Below are 14,564 nucleotides of genomic sequence, written 5' to 3' on the forward strand. Positions count from 1 at the left end.
ACAAAACAATAAAACTATGTGTACCACTTGTGGTTGTGGCCATCGGGAGATGAGCCACGAAGAGATGCACCGTCGGGGGTTGCCTCATGGGCACGACACGGCGGTCGATATTGCCGTAGAGCAGGATATATTGAGTGACAACAATCGGGTGGCCCGGCAAAATCGGGCTCGCTGGAGTTCGATGGGGTGTGTGGCCATCAATCTGGTCAGTTCGCCGGGATCGGGCAAGACCGCATTGCTGGAACAGACCCTCGTCCGTCTGGACGAGCGGGGATTCCGGCGAGTGGCTGTTATCGAGGGCGACCAACATACCGACAACGATGCCGGCCGTATCCGTCGATTGGGTGTTCCCGCCGTCCAAATCAATACCCACAACGGTTGTCACCTCGATGCCCGCATGGTGGCCGAGGCGTTCGACGAGCTGCAAGTCTCCGACTCGCTGCTCTTTATCGAGAATGTAGGTAATCTGGTCTGCCCCGCCATGTTCGATTTGGGTGAGCATCTGCGGGTTGTCTTGCTGAGTGTAACCGAGGGCGACGACAAGCCGCTGAAGTATCCCTATATGTTTGCTGGGGCCGACATCTGTGTAATCAACAAGATCGATTTGTTGCCCTATGTCGATAGTCGTATAGACCGGCTGAAAGAGAATGCCTTGAAAATCAACGCAGATATTCGGTTTTTTGAAACATCGGCCACTCGAGGAACGGGGCTCGACGCGTGGTGCGACTACCTTGGCTCGTGTCTCGAGAGAAAGGAGGCAATATGAATTTCTTCGACGAGATGGCCGGCGTGTGGGACCGCACCAGTCGCCCCGATGCCGCAAAAATAGCGTCGTTGCTGTCGCTCTTGAGGCTTTCGCAGGGCGAGACGGTGCTCGATGTAGGTACGGGTACAGGTGTGATGATACCCTATATTCGTGAACGGGTAGGCTCCTATGTGCCGATTGTGGCCGTAGACAGTTCGGCCAAGATGTTGCATGAGGCTTCGTTGCGCTATGCCGGCGAAGGTGTACATTTTATTCAGGCCGATGTGGAGCGTGACCGGTTGGCCGGTCGCTTCGATGCCATTCTGCTCTATTCGGTTTTTCCACATTTTCGTTATCCGGTCGACACGATAGCCCGGTTGGTAACCGACAATCTGCGTTGCGGCGGGCGTCTGCTCATTGCTCATGCGCAAGGGCGTCGACATCTCAACCAGATACACGAGCGACTCGTCTCGCAGGTCTTTTCGCGCAAGCTACTCCCCGTAGCCGAGCAGGTCGAGCAGTTTACCCGGGTGGGACTCACGGTCACCTCGTTCGATGAGACCGACGAGAGCTATCATATCCTGTTGCAACGGGTGGGAGTAGGAGATGAGTTGAGTGTCTCGGTGGCCGAGGCTATTTATGAGTAGGTCCGTTAGGTTTGCTGGCTCGCAATATCTCCCGCTTGCCGTGGGGTGGGCCCGGCAGTCGCTCGACGGTGAAGCCGATGGACTGCAACCGTCGCCTGATTTCGCCCTTGGCGCAGTAGGTGGTGAGTATGCCGCCGGGAGCCAGATGGTCGTAGAGGGTGCGGAATATCGACTCGCTCCACATCTCGGGCTGTTTCTCGGGGGCGAAGGCGTCGAAGTAGACCACGTCGTAGAGCCCATCGACCGGGGTGCGGGTGAGGTCGGCGTGACGTTTGAGCAGGGTGAAGTTCGGAGCAATTTCGACCGGGCGGTCCCACTCGCAGCGGTGCAGCCGGGCAAAGGCCGGGCTCTGTTGCGGGGCGATGCGGGCGGGATAGTCGAGTCGGTCGGCAACCTCGGGGTCGAGCGGATAGAGCTCAAATGCGGTGTAGCGGATGTGCAATCCTCGCTCCTGGGCCTCGAGCAGGGTGAGCCAGGCATTCAGGCCGGTGCCGAATCCCACCTCGAGCAGGTCGATATTGCGTTTGTCCCGGGCCCGCAGAGCCATGTCGATGTAGACGTGGCGCGCCTCGGTCAGGGCCCCTTTGGTCGAGTGGTAGTGCTCGTCCAGCCCGGGCAGGTAGAGGGTAGGCACCCCGTCGTCGGTCGTTTGTATGACTATCGTGTCGCTCATCGGTCGGTTGTGTACAGATGTGGAACAAAAGTAAGACAATCTTTCCGATAAAGCGAGCCGGAGAAAAAAAAATTAGGTAGTGTAAAAATTTAAAACAAATGTAATATCCTGTCTATCTTCGACCAGCTATCTTTGTAGCTGACAATCATACAGCGAGTTTTCGCCCTCGCTTTGTCTCGAAGGGTATCGACCGATGCTCTCTTGAACATAGACAGTGTTAAATATCTATACAATACGACGATGAAAAATTCCTTTTTTAGCCGATTCACCCCCAAAGAACCCAAGTTTTTCCCTTTGTTGAAACAGTTGTCCGAGGTGCTGGTTGCCTCGTCGGCCGTACTGGTGGAGAGTATGGACCACGACAAATCCGACGAGCGCGATGCCTACTACAAACGTATCAAAGACCTGGAGCGTGAGGGCGACCGCCTGGCGCATCGTATCTTCGACGAACTGGGTACCACCTTCATTACCCCCTTCGACCGGGAGGACATACAGGCGTTGGCTTCGCACATGGACGATGTAATCGACGGCATAAACAGTTGCGCCAAACGTATCTCGATTTACAATCCGCATGCCATTGGGGCAACCGGCAAGGAGTTGAGCCTGCTGGTACAGCAGGAGGCCGATTGCATCTGCAAGGCGATGGACGAGCTCGAGCGTTTCCGCAAGAACCCCACCCGGTTGCGCGAGTACTGCTCCCGGTTGCACGACATCGAGAACCAGGCCGACGATGTGTATGAACTCTTCATCAAACGGTTGTTCGAGGAGGAGAAAGATTGCATCGAACTGATCAAGGTGAAAGAGATCATGCAGATACTCGAGAAGACTACCGACTCGGCCGAGCATGTGGGCAAGGTGTTGCGGACGTTGATTGTGAAATATGCCTAACGACCGGGTGCCATGGAGTTGCTGATTATTATCATAGTTCTGGCGCTGTTGTTCGACTTTATCAACGGCTTTCACGATGCCGCCAACTCGATAGCGACCATCGTATCGACCAAGGTGCTCACCCCCTTTCAGGCGGTGTTGTGGGCGGCCTTCTTCAACTTTGTTGCCTTCTTCATAGCCAAGTACATCATCGGCGGATTCGGTATTGCCAACACCGTGTCCAAGACGGTAGTCGAGGAGTTTATCACCCTGCCTATCATTCTGTCGGGTGTCATTGCCGCCATCATCTGGAACCTCTTCACCTGGTGGAAAGGCATCCCCTCCTCGTCGTCGCATACCCTTATCGGCGGCTTTGCCGGGGCGGCCATCATGGCCAGCGGCTTCGGGGCCATACAGCTCAACATCATTCTCAAGATAGCTGCCTTCATCTTTCTGGCTCCCTTTATCGGTATGGTGGTAGCTTTCGGCTTCACGATACTGGTGTTGCATATTTGCCGCCGGGCCAATCCGCACAAGGCCGAGGTGTGGTTCAAGCGGTTGCAGCTGGTCTCGTCGGCCATGTTCAGCATAGGCCACGGCCTGAACGACTCGCAGAAGGTGATGGGTATTATCGCCGCCGCCCTCATTGCGGCTCACTCGCTGGGGCTGGGTGCGGGTATCGACAGCATAGCCGACCTGCCCAACTGGGTAGCCTTCTCGTGCTTCACGGCCATCTCGCTGGGTACCATGTCGGGCGGTTGGAAGATTGTCAAGACCATGGGTACCAAGATTACCAAGGTGACCCCGCTCGAAGGGGTGGTAGCCGAAACGGCCGGAGCCTTTACCCTCTACCTGACCGAGTTCCTGAAGATTCCGGTGAGCACGACCCATACCATCACGGGTGCCATCATCGGCGTGGGTGCCACCAAGCGGCTCTCGGCCGTGCGTTGGGGTGTGACCAAGGACCTGTGGGTGGCCTGGATTCTCACCATCCCGGTGAGCGCCCTGCTGGCCGCCGGCATCTATTGGGTGGTCTCTCTCTTTGTGTAGTGGCAAATATTGCAGATATTCGAATATAAATTTACAATTTGAATAAAAAGTTGGAAAATAATTTGCATTTTGTTTTTAAAGCGCTATATTTGTCGTGAATTATAATTGAGCATTATGTTGTTTCTATCGTTGCATCATCACCATCATTTGCATATTCCTCGCAGAGGGGTACGGTGAGTCGTGCATGTAGAAATGGCATGGAGAATATTTATATAGGCTTACCGTAGTTGCGGTAAGCCTTTTTTCTTTTAAAAAAGAGTTGAAGCATGTTGCGAATTGCCATTCAGTCGAAGGGGCGCCTCTATGAAGAGTCGATGGCCCTGTTGGAAGAGGCCGGCATCAAGTTGCCGGGCGGAAAGCGAACCCTGTTGGTCTCGGCGCGGAACTTCCCGGTCGAGGTGTTGTTTTTGCGAGACGACGATATACCCGAGTCGGTCGCCTCGGGGGTAGCCGATGTAGGTATCGTGGGTTTGAACGAGGTGTTGGAGAAACGCTGTCCCGTAGGGGTGCTCAAGAAGTTGGGCTTTGGACGATGCCGCCTTTCGCTGGCTATCCCGCAGGACGTGGACTACCCGGGCCTCGGTTGGTTTTCGGGGCGCAAGATAGCCACCTCGTATCCCGGTATCCTCTCCGATTTTCTGCACCGCAACGGCATCGAGGCCGATATTCACGTGATAGCCGGGTCGGTCGAGATTGCCCCCGGCATTCGCCTGGCCGATGCTATTTTCGATATAGTGAGCTCGGGCAGTACGCTGGTGAGCAACCGGCTGAAGGAGGTAGAGCAGGTGGTCGAGTCGGAGGCGGTGCTTATCGGTACCGATTCGCTGTCGGACGAAAAACAGGAGATTCTCGACGAGCTCCTCTTCCGTTTCGAGTCGGTGCAGGCGGCCGATGGCAAGAAGTATATCCTGATGAATGTGCCGCAAACGCGGCTGGCCGACGTGCTTGCCGTGTTGCCGGGCATCAAGAGCCCCACGGTCATGCCTTTGGCCGATCCGGCTTGGTGCTCGGTGCATACGGTACTCGACGAGAAGCGCTTTTGGGAGATAATCAACCGTTTGAAGGGCGCCGGTGCCGAAGGTATCGTGGTGCTCGATATTGAAAAGATGATTTTGTAGTATGGCAGTAAAGATATATGACAACCCGCCCCGCGAGCAGTGGGCGGAGATTGTGGCCCGGCCGAAGATTGACCTGGCCGACTTGTCGCGTACCGTGGCCGAGGTGTTGGAGGCGGTGCGGGTCGAAGGCGACGAAGCGTTGCGGCGTTACGAGCGCCGGTTCGACGGGGTGGAGTTAGCCGGTTTTCAGGTAACTCCCGATGAAATCGAGGCGGCGTCGGCCGCCGTGTCGCCCGAGTTGAAAGCGGCCATCGGGCAGGCTATCGACAACATTACGAAGTTTCACGCCTCGCAGGCCGTGGCCGTGCACAAGGTCGAGACTACACCCGGGGTATGGTGCTGGCAGAAGGCCGAAGGCATCGAACGGGTGGGCATCTATGTGCCGGGGGGTACGGCGCCCCTCTTCTCGACGGTGCTGATGCTGGCCATTCCCGCCCGGTTGGCCGGTTGCCGCGAGGTGGTGATGTGTACGCCGCCGGGACGCGATGGACGCGTTGCCCCGGCTATCCTCTATGCCGCTCGTGCTACGGGGGTAGACCGCATTTTCAAACTGGGGGGTGTGCAGGCCATCGGGGCCCTGGCTTTCGGTACGGCCAGCGTGCCTGCGGTGAGCAAGATTTTCGGGCCGGGCAACCGCTATGTGATGGCGGCCAAGCAACAGGTGCAGATGCAAGGCGTGGCTATCGACATGCCGGCCGGACCGTCGGAGGTGATGGTGGTGGCCGATGCCGGGGCCGACCTCCGTTTCGTGGCGGCCGATTTTCTGTCGCAGGCCGAGCACGGGGCCGACAGCCAGTCGGTACTGGTGACGTCGTGTCGCGACCTGGCCGACCGTTTGCCGGACGAAATCGAGCGCCAGGCTTCCCGGCTTCCCCGGTACGAATGGATAGCCAAGTCGCTTGCCCACAGCTCGATTGTGTTGCTCGACGACGACCGGGAGCAGCTCGACCTGGTCAATGCCTATGCCCCCGAGCACCTGATTGTGCACCGGGCCGATGCCGAGGCGTGGGCCGCGGGTGTGGTCAATACCGGCTCGGTATTTCTGGGCTATTACTCTCCCGAGAGTGCGGGCGATTACGCCTCGGGTACCAACCACACGCTGCCCACGAGCGGATATGCCCGGGCTTACAGCGGGGTCAATCTCGACAGCTTCACCCGCAAGATAACCTTTCAACACATCTCGCCCGAGGGGCTGAAGAATCTCGGCCCCGTCATCGAGACCATGGCTGCCGCCGAAGAGCTGGAGGCTCACCGTCGGGCGGTGACCATACGTTTGCAAAACCTGAATAAAGCGAATGACCATGACAACCTCGAGTAAATCCATAGAGCAGTGGGTGCGCCCCAACATCCGTCGGTTGCAGCCCTACTCGTCGGCCCGAAACGAATTTTCGGGCGAGGCTTCGGTGTGGCTCGATGCCAACGAAAGCCCTTTCAACACTCCCTACAACCGCTATCCCGACCCCTTGCAGTGGGCCGTGAAGCAGCGCCTGGCCCGGCAACGCGGCGTAACGCCTCAGCAGATTTTCCTCGGGGTGGGGAGCGACGAGGCCATCGACCTGCTCTACCGCATCTTCTGCACGCCGGGCAGGCACAATGCCTTGTCGATAGCTCCCACCTACGGCATGTATCGGGTGTGTGCCGACATTAACGACGTGGCCTATCGCGAAGTGCCCTTGAATGCCGATTTTTCGCTCCCGGTCGAGGCCCTTCTGGCTGCGGCCGATGCCGACAGCCGGCTGCTCTTCGTCTGTTCGCCCAACAACCCCACGGGCAATGCCTTCCCCGAAGAGGAGATTGAAAGGCTCCTGACCGGTTTCGAGGGTATCGTGGTGGTCGACGAGGCGTATATCGACTTCTCGTCGCGCCCTTCGTGGCTCGGCCGGTTGGCCGAGTTTCCCAATCTGGTGGTGCTGCAAACCCTCTCGAAGGCGTGGGGCAGTGCCGGGGTGCGGTTGGGCATGGCCTTTGCCGCGCCGGCGATTATCGACTATTTCAACCGGGTGAAGTATCCCTACAACATCAGCGCGCCGGTGCAGCGCTATGCCCTCGACATGCTCGACCGGGCCGACGAGGTGAGCCGCTGGGTGGCCGATACGCTGGCGGTGCGCGACCGCTTTGTCGGGCGGTTGGCCGAGTTGCCTCTGGTGCAGCGGGTCTATCCCAGCGATGCCAACTTTGTGCTGGTGCGGGTCGACGAGGCCACGGCCGTGTACCGTTGGCTGCTCGACGAGGGCATCGTGGTGCGCAACCGCTCGTCGGTGCGATTGTGCGACGATTGTCTGCGCATCACCATCGGCACGGCCGACGAGATGAATTTGTTGTTTCAGGCACTAAGCCGTTATCCTAAAAGAATGAGTCTATGAAACGAGTGCTTTTTATCGATCGCGACGGCACGCTGGTAGTCGAGCCGCCTGTCGACTTTCAAATCGATTCGCTGGAGAAGCTGGAGTTCTGTCCCCGGGTGTTCCAGAGCCTGGCCTATGTGGCGGCCCGTCTTGATTTCGAGTGGGTGATGGTGACCAATCAGGACGGTATGGGTACCCCTTCGTTCCCGGCCGAGACCTTCTGGCCGGCGCAGCAGAAAATCGTGCAGGCCCTGGCCAACGAGGGTATCCGTTTCGACCGGATCTGTATCGACACCTCGCTGCCCGAGGAGAACCGCCCCACCCGCAAACCGGGCACGGCCATGCTCACCCGCTATACCACGGGCGAATATGACCTGGCCCACTCCTACGTCATTGGCGACCGTCTGACCGATGTGCAACTGGCGGCCAACCTGGGTTGCCGGGCCATCTATTACGCTCCGTCCGAACGGGGCGTGGCCGAGGTCGAGGCAGCCGGTCTGGCCGGGGTGTGCGAGGCGGTGACCGACGACTGGTGGCAGGTGGCTCAAGTGGTGTGTGCCGCTACCCGACGGGTGTCGCTCGAACGCCGTACGGCCGAGACCGAGGTGCGGGTCGAGCTCAACCTCGACGGGACGGGCCGCACCGATATTCACACCGGCCTCGGATTCTTCGACCACATGCTCGACCAGTTGGGTCGCCATGCCGGGGTCGACCTCACGGTACACACCCGGGGCGATTTGCAGGTCGACGAGCACCACACCATCGAAGATACGGCCATCGTGCTGGGCGACGCCTTTGCCCGGGCGTTGGGCGACAAGCGGGGGATTGCCCGCTATGGTTTTTCGCTGCCCATGGACGACGCCTTGTGCCGCGTGGCCCTCGACCTGGGCGGGCGTCCGTGGCTGGTGTGGAAGGCCGATTTCCATCGCGAGAAGATAGGCGACATGCCCACCGAGATGTTCCTCCACTTTTTCAAATCGTTCAGCGATGCCGCCCGCATGAATCTGCACATCGAGGCCGAGGGGGTGAACGAGCATCACAAGATCGAAGGCATCTTCAAGGCCTTTGCCCGGGCATTGAAGATGGCCATCCGGCGAGACCCCACCGACGACCGGCTGCCCTCGACCAAGGGCATGCTGTGATGGAGCCTTTGCGTTGCCGGGCGGAAGTGAGGGAAAATATCTTTTTTAACAGGTAAGATTGAGACAGTCAATGTGGTTTATTTGTTACTTTTGCATTATCTTCGCAGCGTGAAGTAAAATCGAAAAAATAGAACAAATCTTTAAAACAACTTATAAAGTCCTATGAGAAAGAATTGGATTTGGGCTTTGTCCCTTTTGTTGATTGGCGGTATGGCTTCGTGTAAGTCGAGCCAAAGCGCCTATCGGGCTGCCTATGAAAAGGCCCAGGAGAAGAAAATCGAAGAGGCTGCACCCGCACCGGCCGAGACCGTGGTAACGACTCCCTCGACAACCACTACGACTACTCCCTCTTATTCCGCACCCGTGCGCGAGCAGAGCGAGCGCATCAGCGCCGTCGACGGCAACGATGCTCTGCTCAAAGAGTACAATGTAATCGTGGGCAGTTTCCGTCAACGTCTCAATGCACAGAGCCTTTGCGAGCGTCTGCGCGCAGATGGTTATCCCGCTGTGTTGGCACAGAATGCCGCCGGTTGGTATCGTGTGGTAGCTTGCTCGTTCGACAATCGTCCGGCAGCCGTTCAGGCTCGTGAGGCTTTGCAGGCTCGCTATCCGCAGTTTACCGATGCCTGGTTCCTGATTAACAAGTAAAAAACGTATTGAATCGACTGTTGCAGGGGTGCTGCCCGTTGGGGCGGCTCCCCTGTTTTGTTTTCGGGTCACTCTGCCGTTCTGTCACCCCACACAACGATGCGGGGTCCAGTGAGGGGAAGGCGTTGTAAACTGTTGCGGGTGCTCCTGCCCGGGTATTCCTGGATACCGCGTCGTAGCGCGGTATGACGTACGTGTCACCCCGCACAACGATGCGGGGTCCAGTGAAGGGGAAGGCGTTGTAAACTGTTGCGGGTACTCCTGCCCGGGTATTTCTGGATACCGCGTCGTGGCGCGGTATGACGTGAGCGTGTCACCCCGCACACCGATGCGGGGTCCAGTGAGGGGGAAAAAGCGTTGTAAACTGTTGCGGGTACTCCTGCCCGGGTCTTTCTGGATACCGCGTCGTAGCGCGGTATGACGTACATGTCACCCCGCACAACGATGCGGGGTCCAGTGAGGGGAAGGCGTTGTAAACTGTTGCGGGTACTCCTGCTCGGGTATTTTCTGGATACCGCGTCGTAGCGCGGTATGATTGCCTCTTCGTGTCGTGGCGCGGAATGACGTGTGTTACCGAAATACCAGATATTTGCGGGCGAAGAAGTTCCACAGGTAGACCATGGCGGCGGCTACGATTTTGGAGAACATGTAGTGGGTGCCGATGCAGTCGGTAAAGAGCCAGATGAGGGTGTCGTTGAGAGCCAGCCCCACCACGCCGATGGCGGCGAAGAAGAGAAACTCGACCAGCCGGTTCTTGAATTTCGAGCCGTTGAATACCCACAGGCAACTGATGATGTAGTTGACCAGCAGACCCGCAATGAACGAGAGGGTGGCCGAGAGCAGGTAGTGCAGCCCGGCATACTCGGTGAGGATATAGAGCAGCCCGAAGTCGACGACAAAGGCAAACCCGCCGACAAAGAAGTAGCGCACGAACTGAACGAGCAGCTTGTCGGTAGAGCCGTAGAAGAGCTTGTGGAACAGGTCGGTTACTTTCATTTGCTTTCGTGATATTCTTCTTCGGTGTTGACCGACCACACGGCACTCTTGTCGGGGTTACCGGCGGCAATGTGGTCGACGGCTACCATGGCGGTCATCATCGAGTGGTCCATGTTGTTGTAGCGGTGCTGTCCGTTACGGCCGATGCACCACAGGTTTTCGATGCCGTCGAGGAACGCCTTCACCCGGTCCAGTTCGTAGTAGCTGCCGAAGTAGGAGGGGTAGGCCTTTTTCACCTTGATACGTACCGAGTCGAGCACGTCGGCCGGGTCGATGATGCCAATTTTGGCCAGTTCGCCCACCGCCATGTCGATAAACTCCTTGTCGCTCATCTGCCAGAAGGCATCGCCTTCGGTACAGAAGTATTCGAGCCCTATCCACACGGTGTTCTCGTAGTCCTTGACCAGGTAGGGCGACCAGTTGTTGAAGACCTGCAGGCGGCCAATGCGCACGTCGCGCTCCTGTATGTAGATCCAGGTATCGGGTATGCGGTTGGCAAAGGTCTTGATTTTGGTCTGGTTGTCGATGGCGAGTTTTTTCATCAGCAGCCCCACGGTGATGAAGTCGCGGTAGGGCAGCCCCTCGGCGATACGTTTCACCTCGTCGGGCACCTCGATGCCGCGAATCGACCGGACGAGGTCTTTGAGGGGAAGCGATGAGAGCAGGTAGTCGCAGGGCACGTCGCGACGGCCCCGGGCATCCTCGACGGTCACGTGGGTCACGCGGTTGTCGGCGATATGAATCTCTTTCACCGGGGTTTCGGTAATCACCTCACCCCCGTGCCGGCGCACCTCGTCGGCCACCGTCTCCCACAGTTGGCCCGGTCCCAGTTTGGGGTAGACAAACTGCTCGATGAGCGAGGTCTCCACCTCTTTGATATTCTCTTTCTTGGAGAAACTCTTCTTGAGCATGTCCTTGAGAATGGCAAATACCGACAGCCCCTTTACCCGCTGGGCACCCCAGTCGGCCCCAAGTTTCGAGGGGTGAACGCCCCACACCTTTTCGGTGTAGTCTTCGAAAAACATGCGGTAGAGCGGTTTGCCGAAACGGTTGATATAGAAATTCTCGAGCGAGGTCTCGGGCTTTTTGAAGAATACCGACCACAGGTATCCGCAGCCCGCTTCGATGGTACGCACCAGCCCCATGTTGGTGAAGGTTTGCAGCTTGAGCGAGATGGGATAGTCGAAAAACTTGTGCAGGTAGAAGATGCGCGAGATGCGGTTGCGCACCAGCATCACGCGGTCGGTCGTCTCGGGGTCGGGACCGCCGGGGGCGAAAGGTTTGTCGGTGGTGTGCAGCAGCCGGTCGTCGAGCGAGGGCGAGCCCTGCAGGGGCATAATCTCGTTCCACCAGTCGGTCACCCGCTGGCTCTTGGAGAAGAAGCGATGCCCCCCGATGTCCATGCGGTTGCCGTGGTAGCGCACGGTGCGCGAGATACCCCCGATTTCGTTCGACTCCTCGAATACGACGGGGTGAATATCGGTATGTTTCAGCAGTTCGTATGCGCCGGTAAGTCCCGCAGGACCGGCTCCGGCAATGACTGCCTGTTTGGATTTCTTGTCGGTTGCACTCATGATTTAGGGGTTGGTTTGTGACAGTTTCTTACGGGCCGCCTCTCGGTCGAACTTCAACAGATAGGTGTCGGGGTTGGGTATGTGAGAGGCGACGAAAAAGAGGTCGTCGTTCTTCTGAATAGCCGGGTAGAGGTAACGGTAGGTCGAGCTGTATCCCAGTTGGTCGAGGATGACATACTCCACCCCGTCGTCGAGCATCTTTTGTATCACGGCCCGGTCGTCCTGCGAGAAGGCGTAGCCGGTAACCCGTGTTCCCGAGAACATGTAGAGCAGTTCGCCCTTGCGCGAGGCTACCACCGTCTCGGGCGATACATGCTCCTTCAGTACGGCTCCCATTCTGAAAAAGTTCTGATAGGCCGGCGGGAAAGGCATCCGGTTCATGGCATGTAGCTCCTTGATGTTGCCCACGCTCGTGAGCAGCAGCAGGGCGAGAATCCACGGCGAGAAGGCCAGTTTCGAGCCCATGCGGCGCAGAGCCCAGACGACAACCTCGTAGAGCCCCACGAGCAGACCCATGTTCAGGAAGGGGATAATGGAGGTGAGGTAACGGTTTTCGCTGGGGGTGCTGAAGATGGAGATGAGGCCGAAGGTGAAGACCGTATAGCCGATGAGCACCCAGCGGTATTTACCGAACGACCAGAAGCCGCGCACGATGAGGGCCACGAGCACGATGGCGGCAACCCACAGCAGGAATCCGGCCGAGACCTCGGGCGTGTAGTCGACCTTGAAGTAGGGAATCACCGAGTTGGGCAATGCCTTGGATACCAGCATGGCCAGCGTGTCGAAGAAGCGGCCGACGATACCTCCCAGGTCGAGCGAACCGTCTTCGGGTCGCCACGGGTTCACCTGAGCAATGGACTCGAAATAGCGGCTCTGTCCCAGGCCCAGCGCCTTGTTGCGCAACACCCACGGCAGGCAGCCCACAACGAATCCCGCCACCGTACCCGCTGCCTCCTTCCACTTTTTGGAGCAGAGGAAGAAGAGCACCACGGCGGCAAACAGGGCAACTCCCTGGGTACGTATGTGGTAGCAGAGCAGCACCATCACCAGCATGCCGTAGAAGGCCCAATCTTTATAAAAAGGTTTCTCCTCCTTCATCAGCGTCAGCAGATAGATGGCCGCCGCCGAGACAAAGAAGCACGACATCTCGCTCATCATCATGGTCGAGAAGTGGAGCACCCGGTCGCTCAGGATAGCGGCACAGGCCCCCACCAGGGCCAGACTGTCGGGCAACTTGCGTTTGATCATCAGGAAGAAGAGCAGCAGCGCACCCCCCAGCAGGAACAACCCGTTGAGCACCTTTTGGGCCACTACACTGTCGGTGAAGAAGCGCAGCGGCATCATCAGCAGCGGGTATCCCGGCGGAAATGCGTTGGTGGGGTGGGGCGTAGGAGCCGAGATGTCGGTATACCCTTGACCCGTGGCCAGAGCCGTCGCATAGGTGTAGTAGCGGCAGTTGTCGCCGTTGACGTCGATTTTGGCATTGAAGATGTAGAAGTAGGCAAAGGCCCACACCAAAGCCACCACTCCTATATATATGGCGCGATTTTTAGGCATTTTCATAATTGTCGTAAATAATATTAAAAACAAAAATAAGCTATTTTTCTTACTGTATGAAATTTTTCGATGGAATTATGGGAATGCCTGTTGTAATAGATTGATAAATAGGAGTTTAAATTGTTTTAAATCAATTGTTGTCGTCGTTGTCATTCGGGATAACCGAATCCTTCGGGTCGTTTGTATTCTCTTTGTTCATCCAGATACGGATGGCCGACATGCGCGGCAACAGACGTTTTCCCGGCAGACGGTAGTGCTTGAAGCCAACGTGCGGCAGTTGCAGACCGAGCGGCAACAGGCGGAACGGCAGCTTGACGAAGTACGGAAGGAAATCAAGTCAGAGAAGCTGGAAGCCGCCAAGACCGAGGCAAAAGCGGCACTTGTGGCAAAGGTCGGTTCTCTTTTGGGCAGCAATAAGTTGAAAGCGGAAAGGGAAGAATTGCAGCAACGCATATCCGCACTTGAAAGGCAGAACGAAATGTTGGTACAGCATATTGAAACAATGGAACAGGAACATAAGGAAGAACGCACCAAGTTCAACGAGTATATAGACAAGATACAGCGGTATTTCCCTTATGTGGAAAAGCTGTTACCACTGATTGACTTCTGCCGAAATACCTTGAAGTTCTCTGAAAGAGTAGTACAAGAGTTGTGCAAGTTGAAGAAAGTTAGGCTGAAAGGTGATTTCTATTCTCCCGAGTTCAACCGAAAGTTCCATGACGAGAGTGCGGCTTTCTCATTTGAGGAGGACAAGAACAGGAAAGGACATTATCACATATGCGTAAATGACATTCCGCTTGTGCAATGGTTCAGACAGAAAGCGAATGAATGGAGAGATGGGTTAGGGATTGCTTCTGCAAGGCAGGACAAAGGGCTGAAAATATAGAACGTACTCTAAAATCCACTCCAAAAGCAAATAAAAACATTAGAAGATAGGGGATTATCACAAAAAAAAAACTATCTTTGTAATCGGATTGAGGCAACTCTTTCCACGGCATACGAGAAAAAAAGAAGAAGCGGTATGCTTATCTTGTAAGTTGGAAACGTAGGAAATTTCGGACTTAGTACAAGAGATGGCATAGTGGTTCTCACGCCATAGCGTGGGCTGCTATTATCATATCTGTACTAAAGGTTTCCTACGACCTCCAACTTAGACGTGGTAGCATTGCAGTTCCACGCTTTCGCATTTTATAACCGCCTGT

Annotated in this window: 14 protein-coding genes; 10 read left to right on the forward strand and 4 right to left on the reverse strand. The window is 56.7% G+C overall.

Annotated elements, in window-relative coordinates:
- Positions 1-16: 16 nt before the first annotated feature.
- Together hypB and B5F38_RS06160 are read left to right on the forward strand one after the other, a co-directional pair.
- On the forward strand, positions 17-766 hold the full coding sequence (gene hypB / locus B5F38_RS06155) for a hydrogenase nickel incorporation protein HypB (RefSeq protein WP_087408425.1): 750 nt from the start codon (positions 17-19) through the stop codon (positions 764-766).
- A complete protein-coding gene (locus B5F38_RS06160; RefSeq protein WP_087408426.1) occupies positions 763-1,392 on the forward strand; it encodes a class I SAM-dependent methyltransferase in 630 nt (209 codons plus the stop codon). Before hypB ends, B5F38_RS06160 begins: the two co-directional genes overlap by 4 nt.
- Here B5F38_RS06160 and mnmD read toward each other — a convergent pair.
- Entirely contained in the window at positions 1,379-2,065 is a 687-nt protein-coding gene (gene mnmD, locus B5F38_RS06165; protein ID WP_241147818.1) for a tRNA (5-methylaminomethyl-2-thiouridine)(34)-methyltransferase MnmD, read from the reverse strand. The genes B5F38_RS06160 and mnmD overlap by 14 nt on opposite strands.
- Before the next feature lie 240 nt (positions 2,066-2,305).
- Here mnmD and B5F38_RS06170 point away from each other — a divergent pair, with 240 nt between their 5' ends.
- From B5F38_RS06170 to B5F38_RS06200, 7 genes are all read left to right on the forward strand, one after another.
- Positions 2,306-2,953 carry a DUF47 family protein gene (locus tag B5F38_RS06170; RefSeq protein ID WP_087408427.1) on the forward strand — a complete coding sequence of 216 codons (648 nt, stop codon included), beginning with the start codon at positions 2,306-2,308 and terminating at the stop codon, positions 2,951-2,953.
- 12 nt (positions 2,954-2,965) lie between these two features.
- Positions 2,966-3,982, forward strand: coding sequence for an inorganic phosphate transporter (locus B5F38_RS06175; protein WP_087408428.1), 1,017 nt, complete (start codon positions 2,966-2,968; stop codon positions 3,980-3,982).
- 266 nt (positions 3,983-4,248) lie between these two features.
- The gene (hisG, locus tag B5F38_RS06180) at positions 4,249-5,100 is read left to right on the forward strand and encodes an ATP phosphoribosyltransferase (RefSeq protein ID WP_087408429.1); all 852 of its coding nucleotides are present in this window, start codon (positions 4,249-4,251) and stop codon (positions 5,098-5,100) included.
- A 1-nt stretch (position 5,101) separates the two neighbouring features.
- Positions 5,102-6,418, forward strand: coding sequence for a histidinol dehydrogenase (gene hisD, locus B5F38_RS06185; RefSeq protein WP_087408430.1), 1,317 nt, complete (start codon positions 5,102-5,104; stop codon positions 6,416-6,418).
- On the forward strand, positions 6,402-7,463 hold the full coding sequence (hisC, locus tag B5F38_RS06190; RefSeq protein WP_087408492.1) for a histidinol-phosphate transaminase: 1,062 nt from the start codon (positions 6,402-6,404) through the stop codon (positions 7,461-7,463). Before hisD ends, hisC begins: the two co-directional genes overlap by 17 nt.
- A complete protein-coding gene (gene hisB, locus B5F38_RS06195; RefSeq protein ID WP_087408431.1) occupies positions 7,460-8,587 on the forward strand; it encodes a bifunctional histidinol-phosphatase/imidazoleglycerol-phosphate dehydratase HisB in 1,128 nt (375 codons plus the stop codon). Before hisC ends, hisB begins: the two co-directional genes overlap by 4 nt.
- A gap of 162 nt (positions 8,588-8,749) precedes the next feature.
- Positions 8,750-9,235 (forward strand): SPOR domain-containing protein, encoded by a 486-nt coding sequence (locus B5F38_RS06200; protein ID WP_087408432.1) that lies wholly within the window; start codon positions 8,750-8,752, stop codon positions 9,233-9,235.
- A gap of 570 nt (positions 9,236-9,805) precedes the next feature.
- Here the strand turns inward: B5F38_RS06200 and B5F38_RS06205 are convergent.
- From B5F38_RS06205 to B5F38_RS06215, 3 genes are read right to left on the reverse strand one after another with little or no spacing between them, the layout of a single operon-like run.
- Positions 9,806-10,231, reverse strand: coding sequence for a GtrA family protein (locus tag B5F38_RS06205; RefSeq protein WP_087408433.1), 426 nt, complete (start codon positions 10,229-10,231; stop codon positions 9,806-9,808).
- On the reverse strand, positions 10,228-11,805 hold the full coding sequence (locus tag B5F38_RS06210) for an NAD(P)/FAD-dependent oxidoreductase (protein WP_087408434.1): 1,578 nt from the start codon (positions 11,803-11,805) through the stop codon (positions 10,228-10,230). Before B5F38_RS06210 ends, B5F38_RS06205 begins: the two co-directional genes overlap by 4 nt.
- A gap of 3 nt (positions 11,806-11,808) precedes the next feature.
- Entirely contained in the window at positions 11,809-13,368 is a 1,560-nt protein-coding gene (locus B5F38_RS06215) for a phospholipid carrier-dependent glycosyltransferase (RefSeq protein ID WP_143240924.1), read from the reverse strand.
- On the opposite strand from B5F38_RS06215, the gene B5F38_RS06220 reads away from it, so the two are divergent.
- Positions 13,343-14,248 (forward strand): hypothetical protein, encoded by a 906-nt coding sequence (locus tag B5F38_RS06220; protein WP_241147819.1) that lies wholly within the window; start codon positions 13,343-13,345, stop codon positions 14,246-14,248. The two genes, B5F38_RS06215 and B5F38_RS06220, sit on opposite strands and share 26 nt — an antisense overlap.
- The last annotated feature ends 316 nt before the right edge of the window (positions 14,249-14,564 follow it).

Source organism: Barnesiella sp. An22, from assembly GCF_002159975.1.
Classification (GTDB): Bacteria; Bacteroidota; Bacteroidia; order Bacteroidales; family Barnesiellaceae; genus Barnesiella; species Barnesiella merdigallinarum.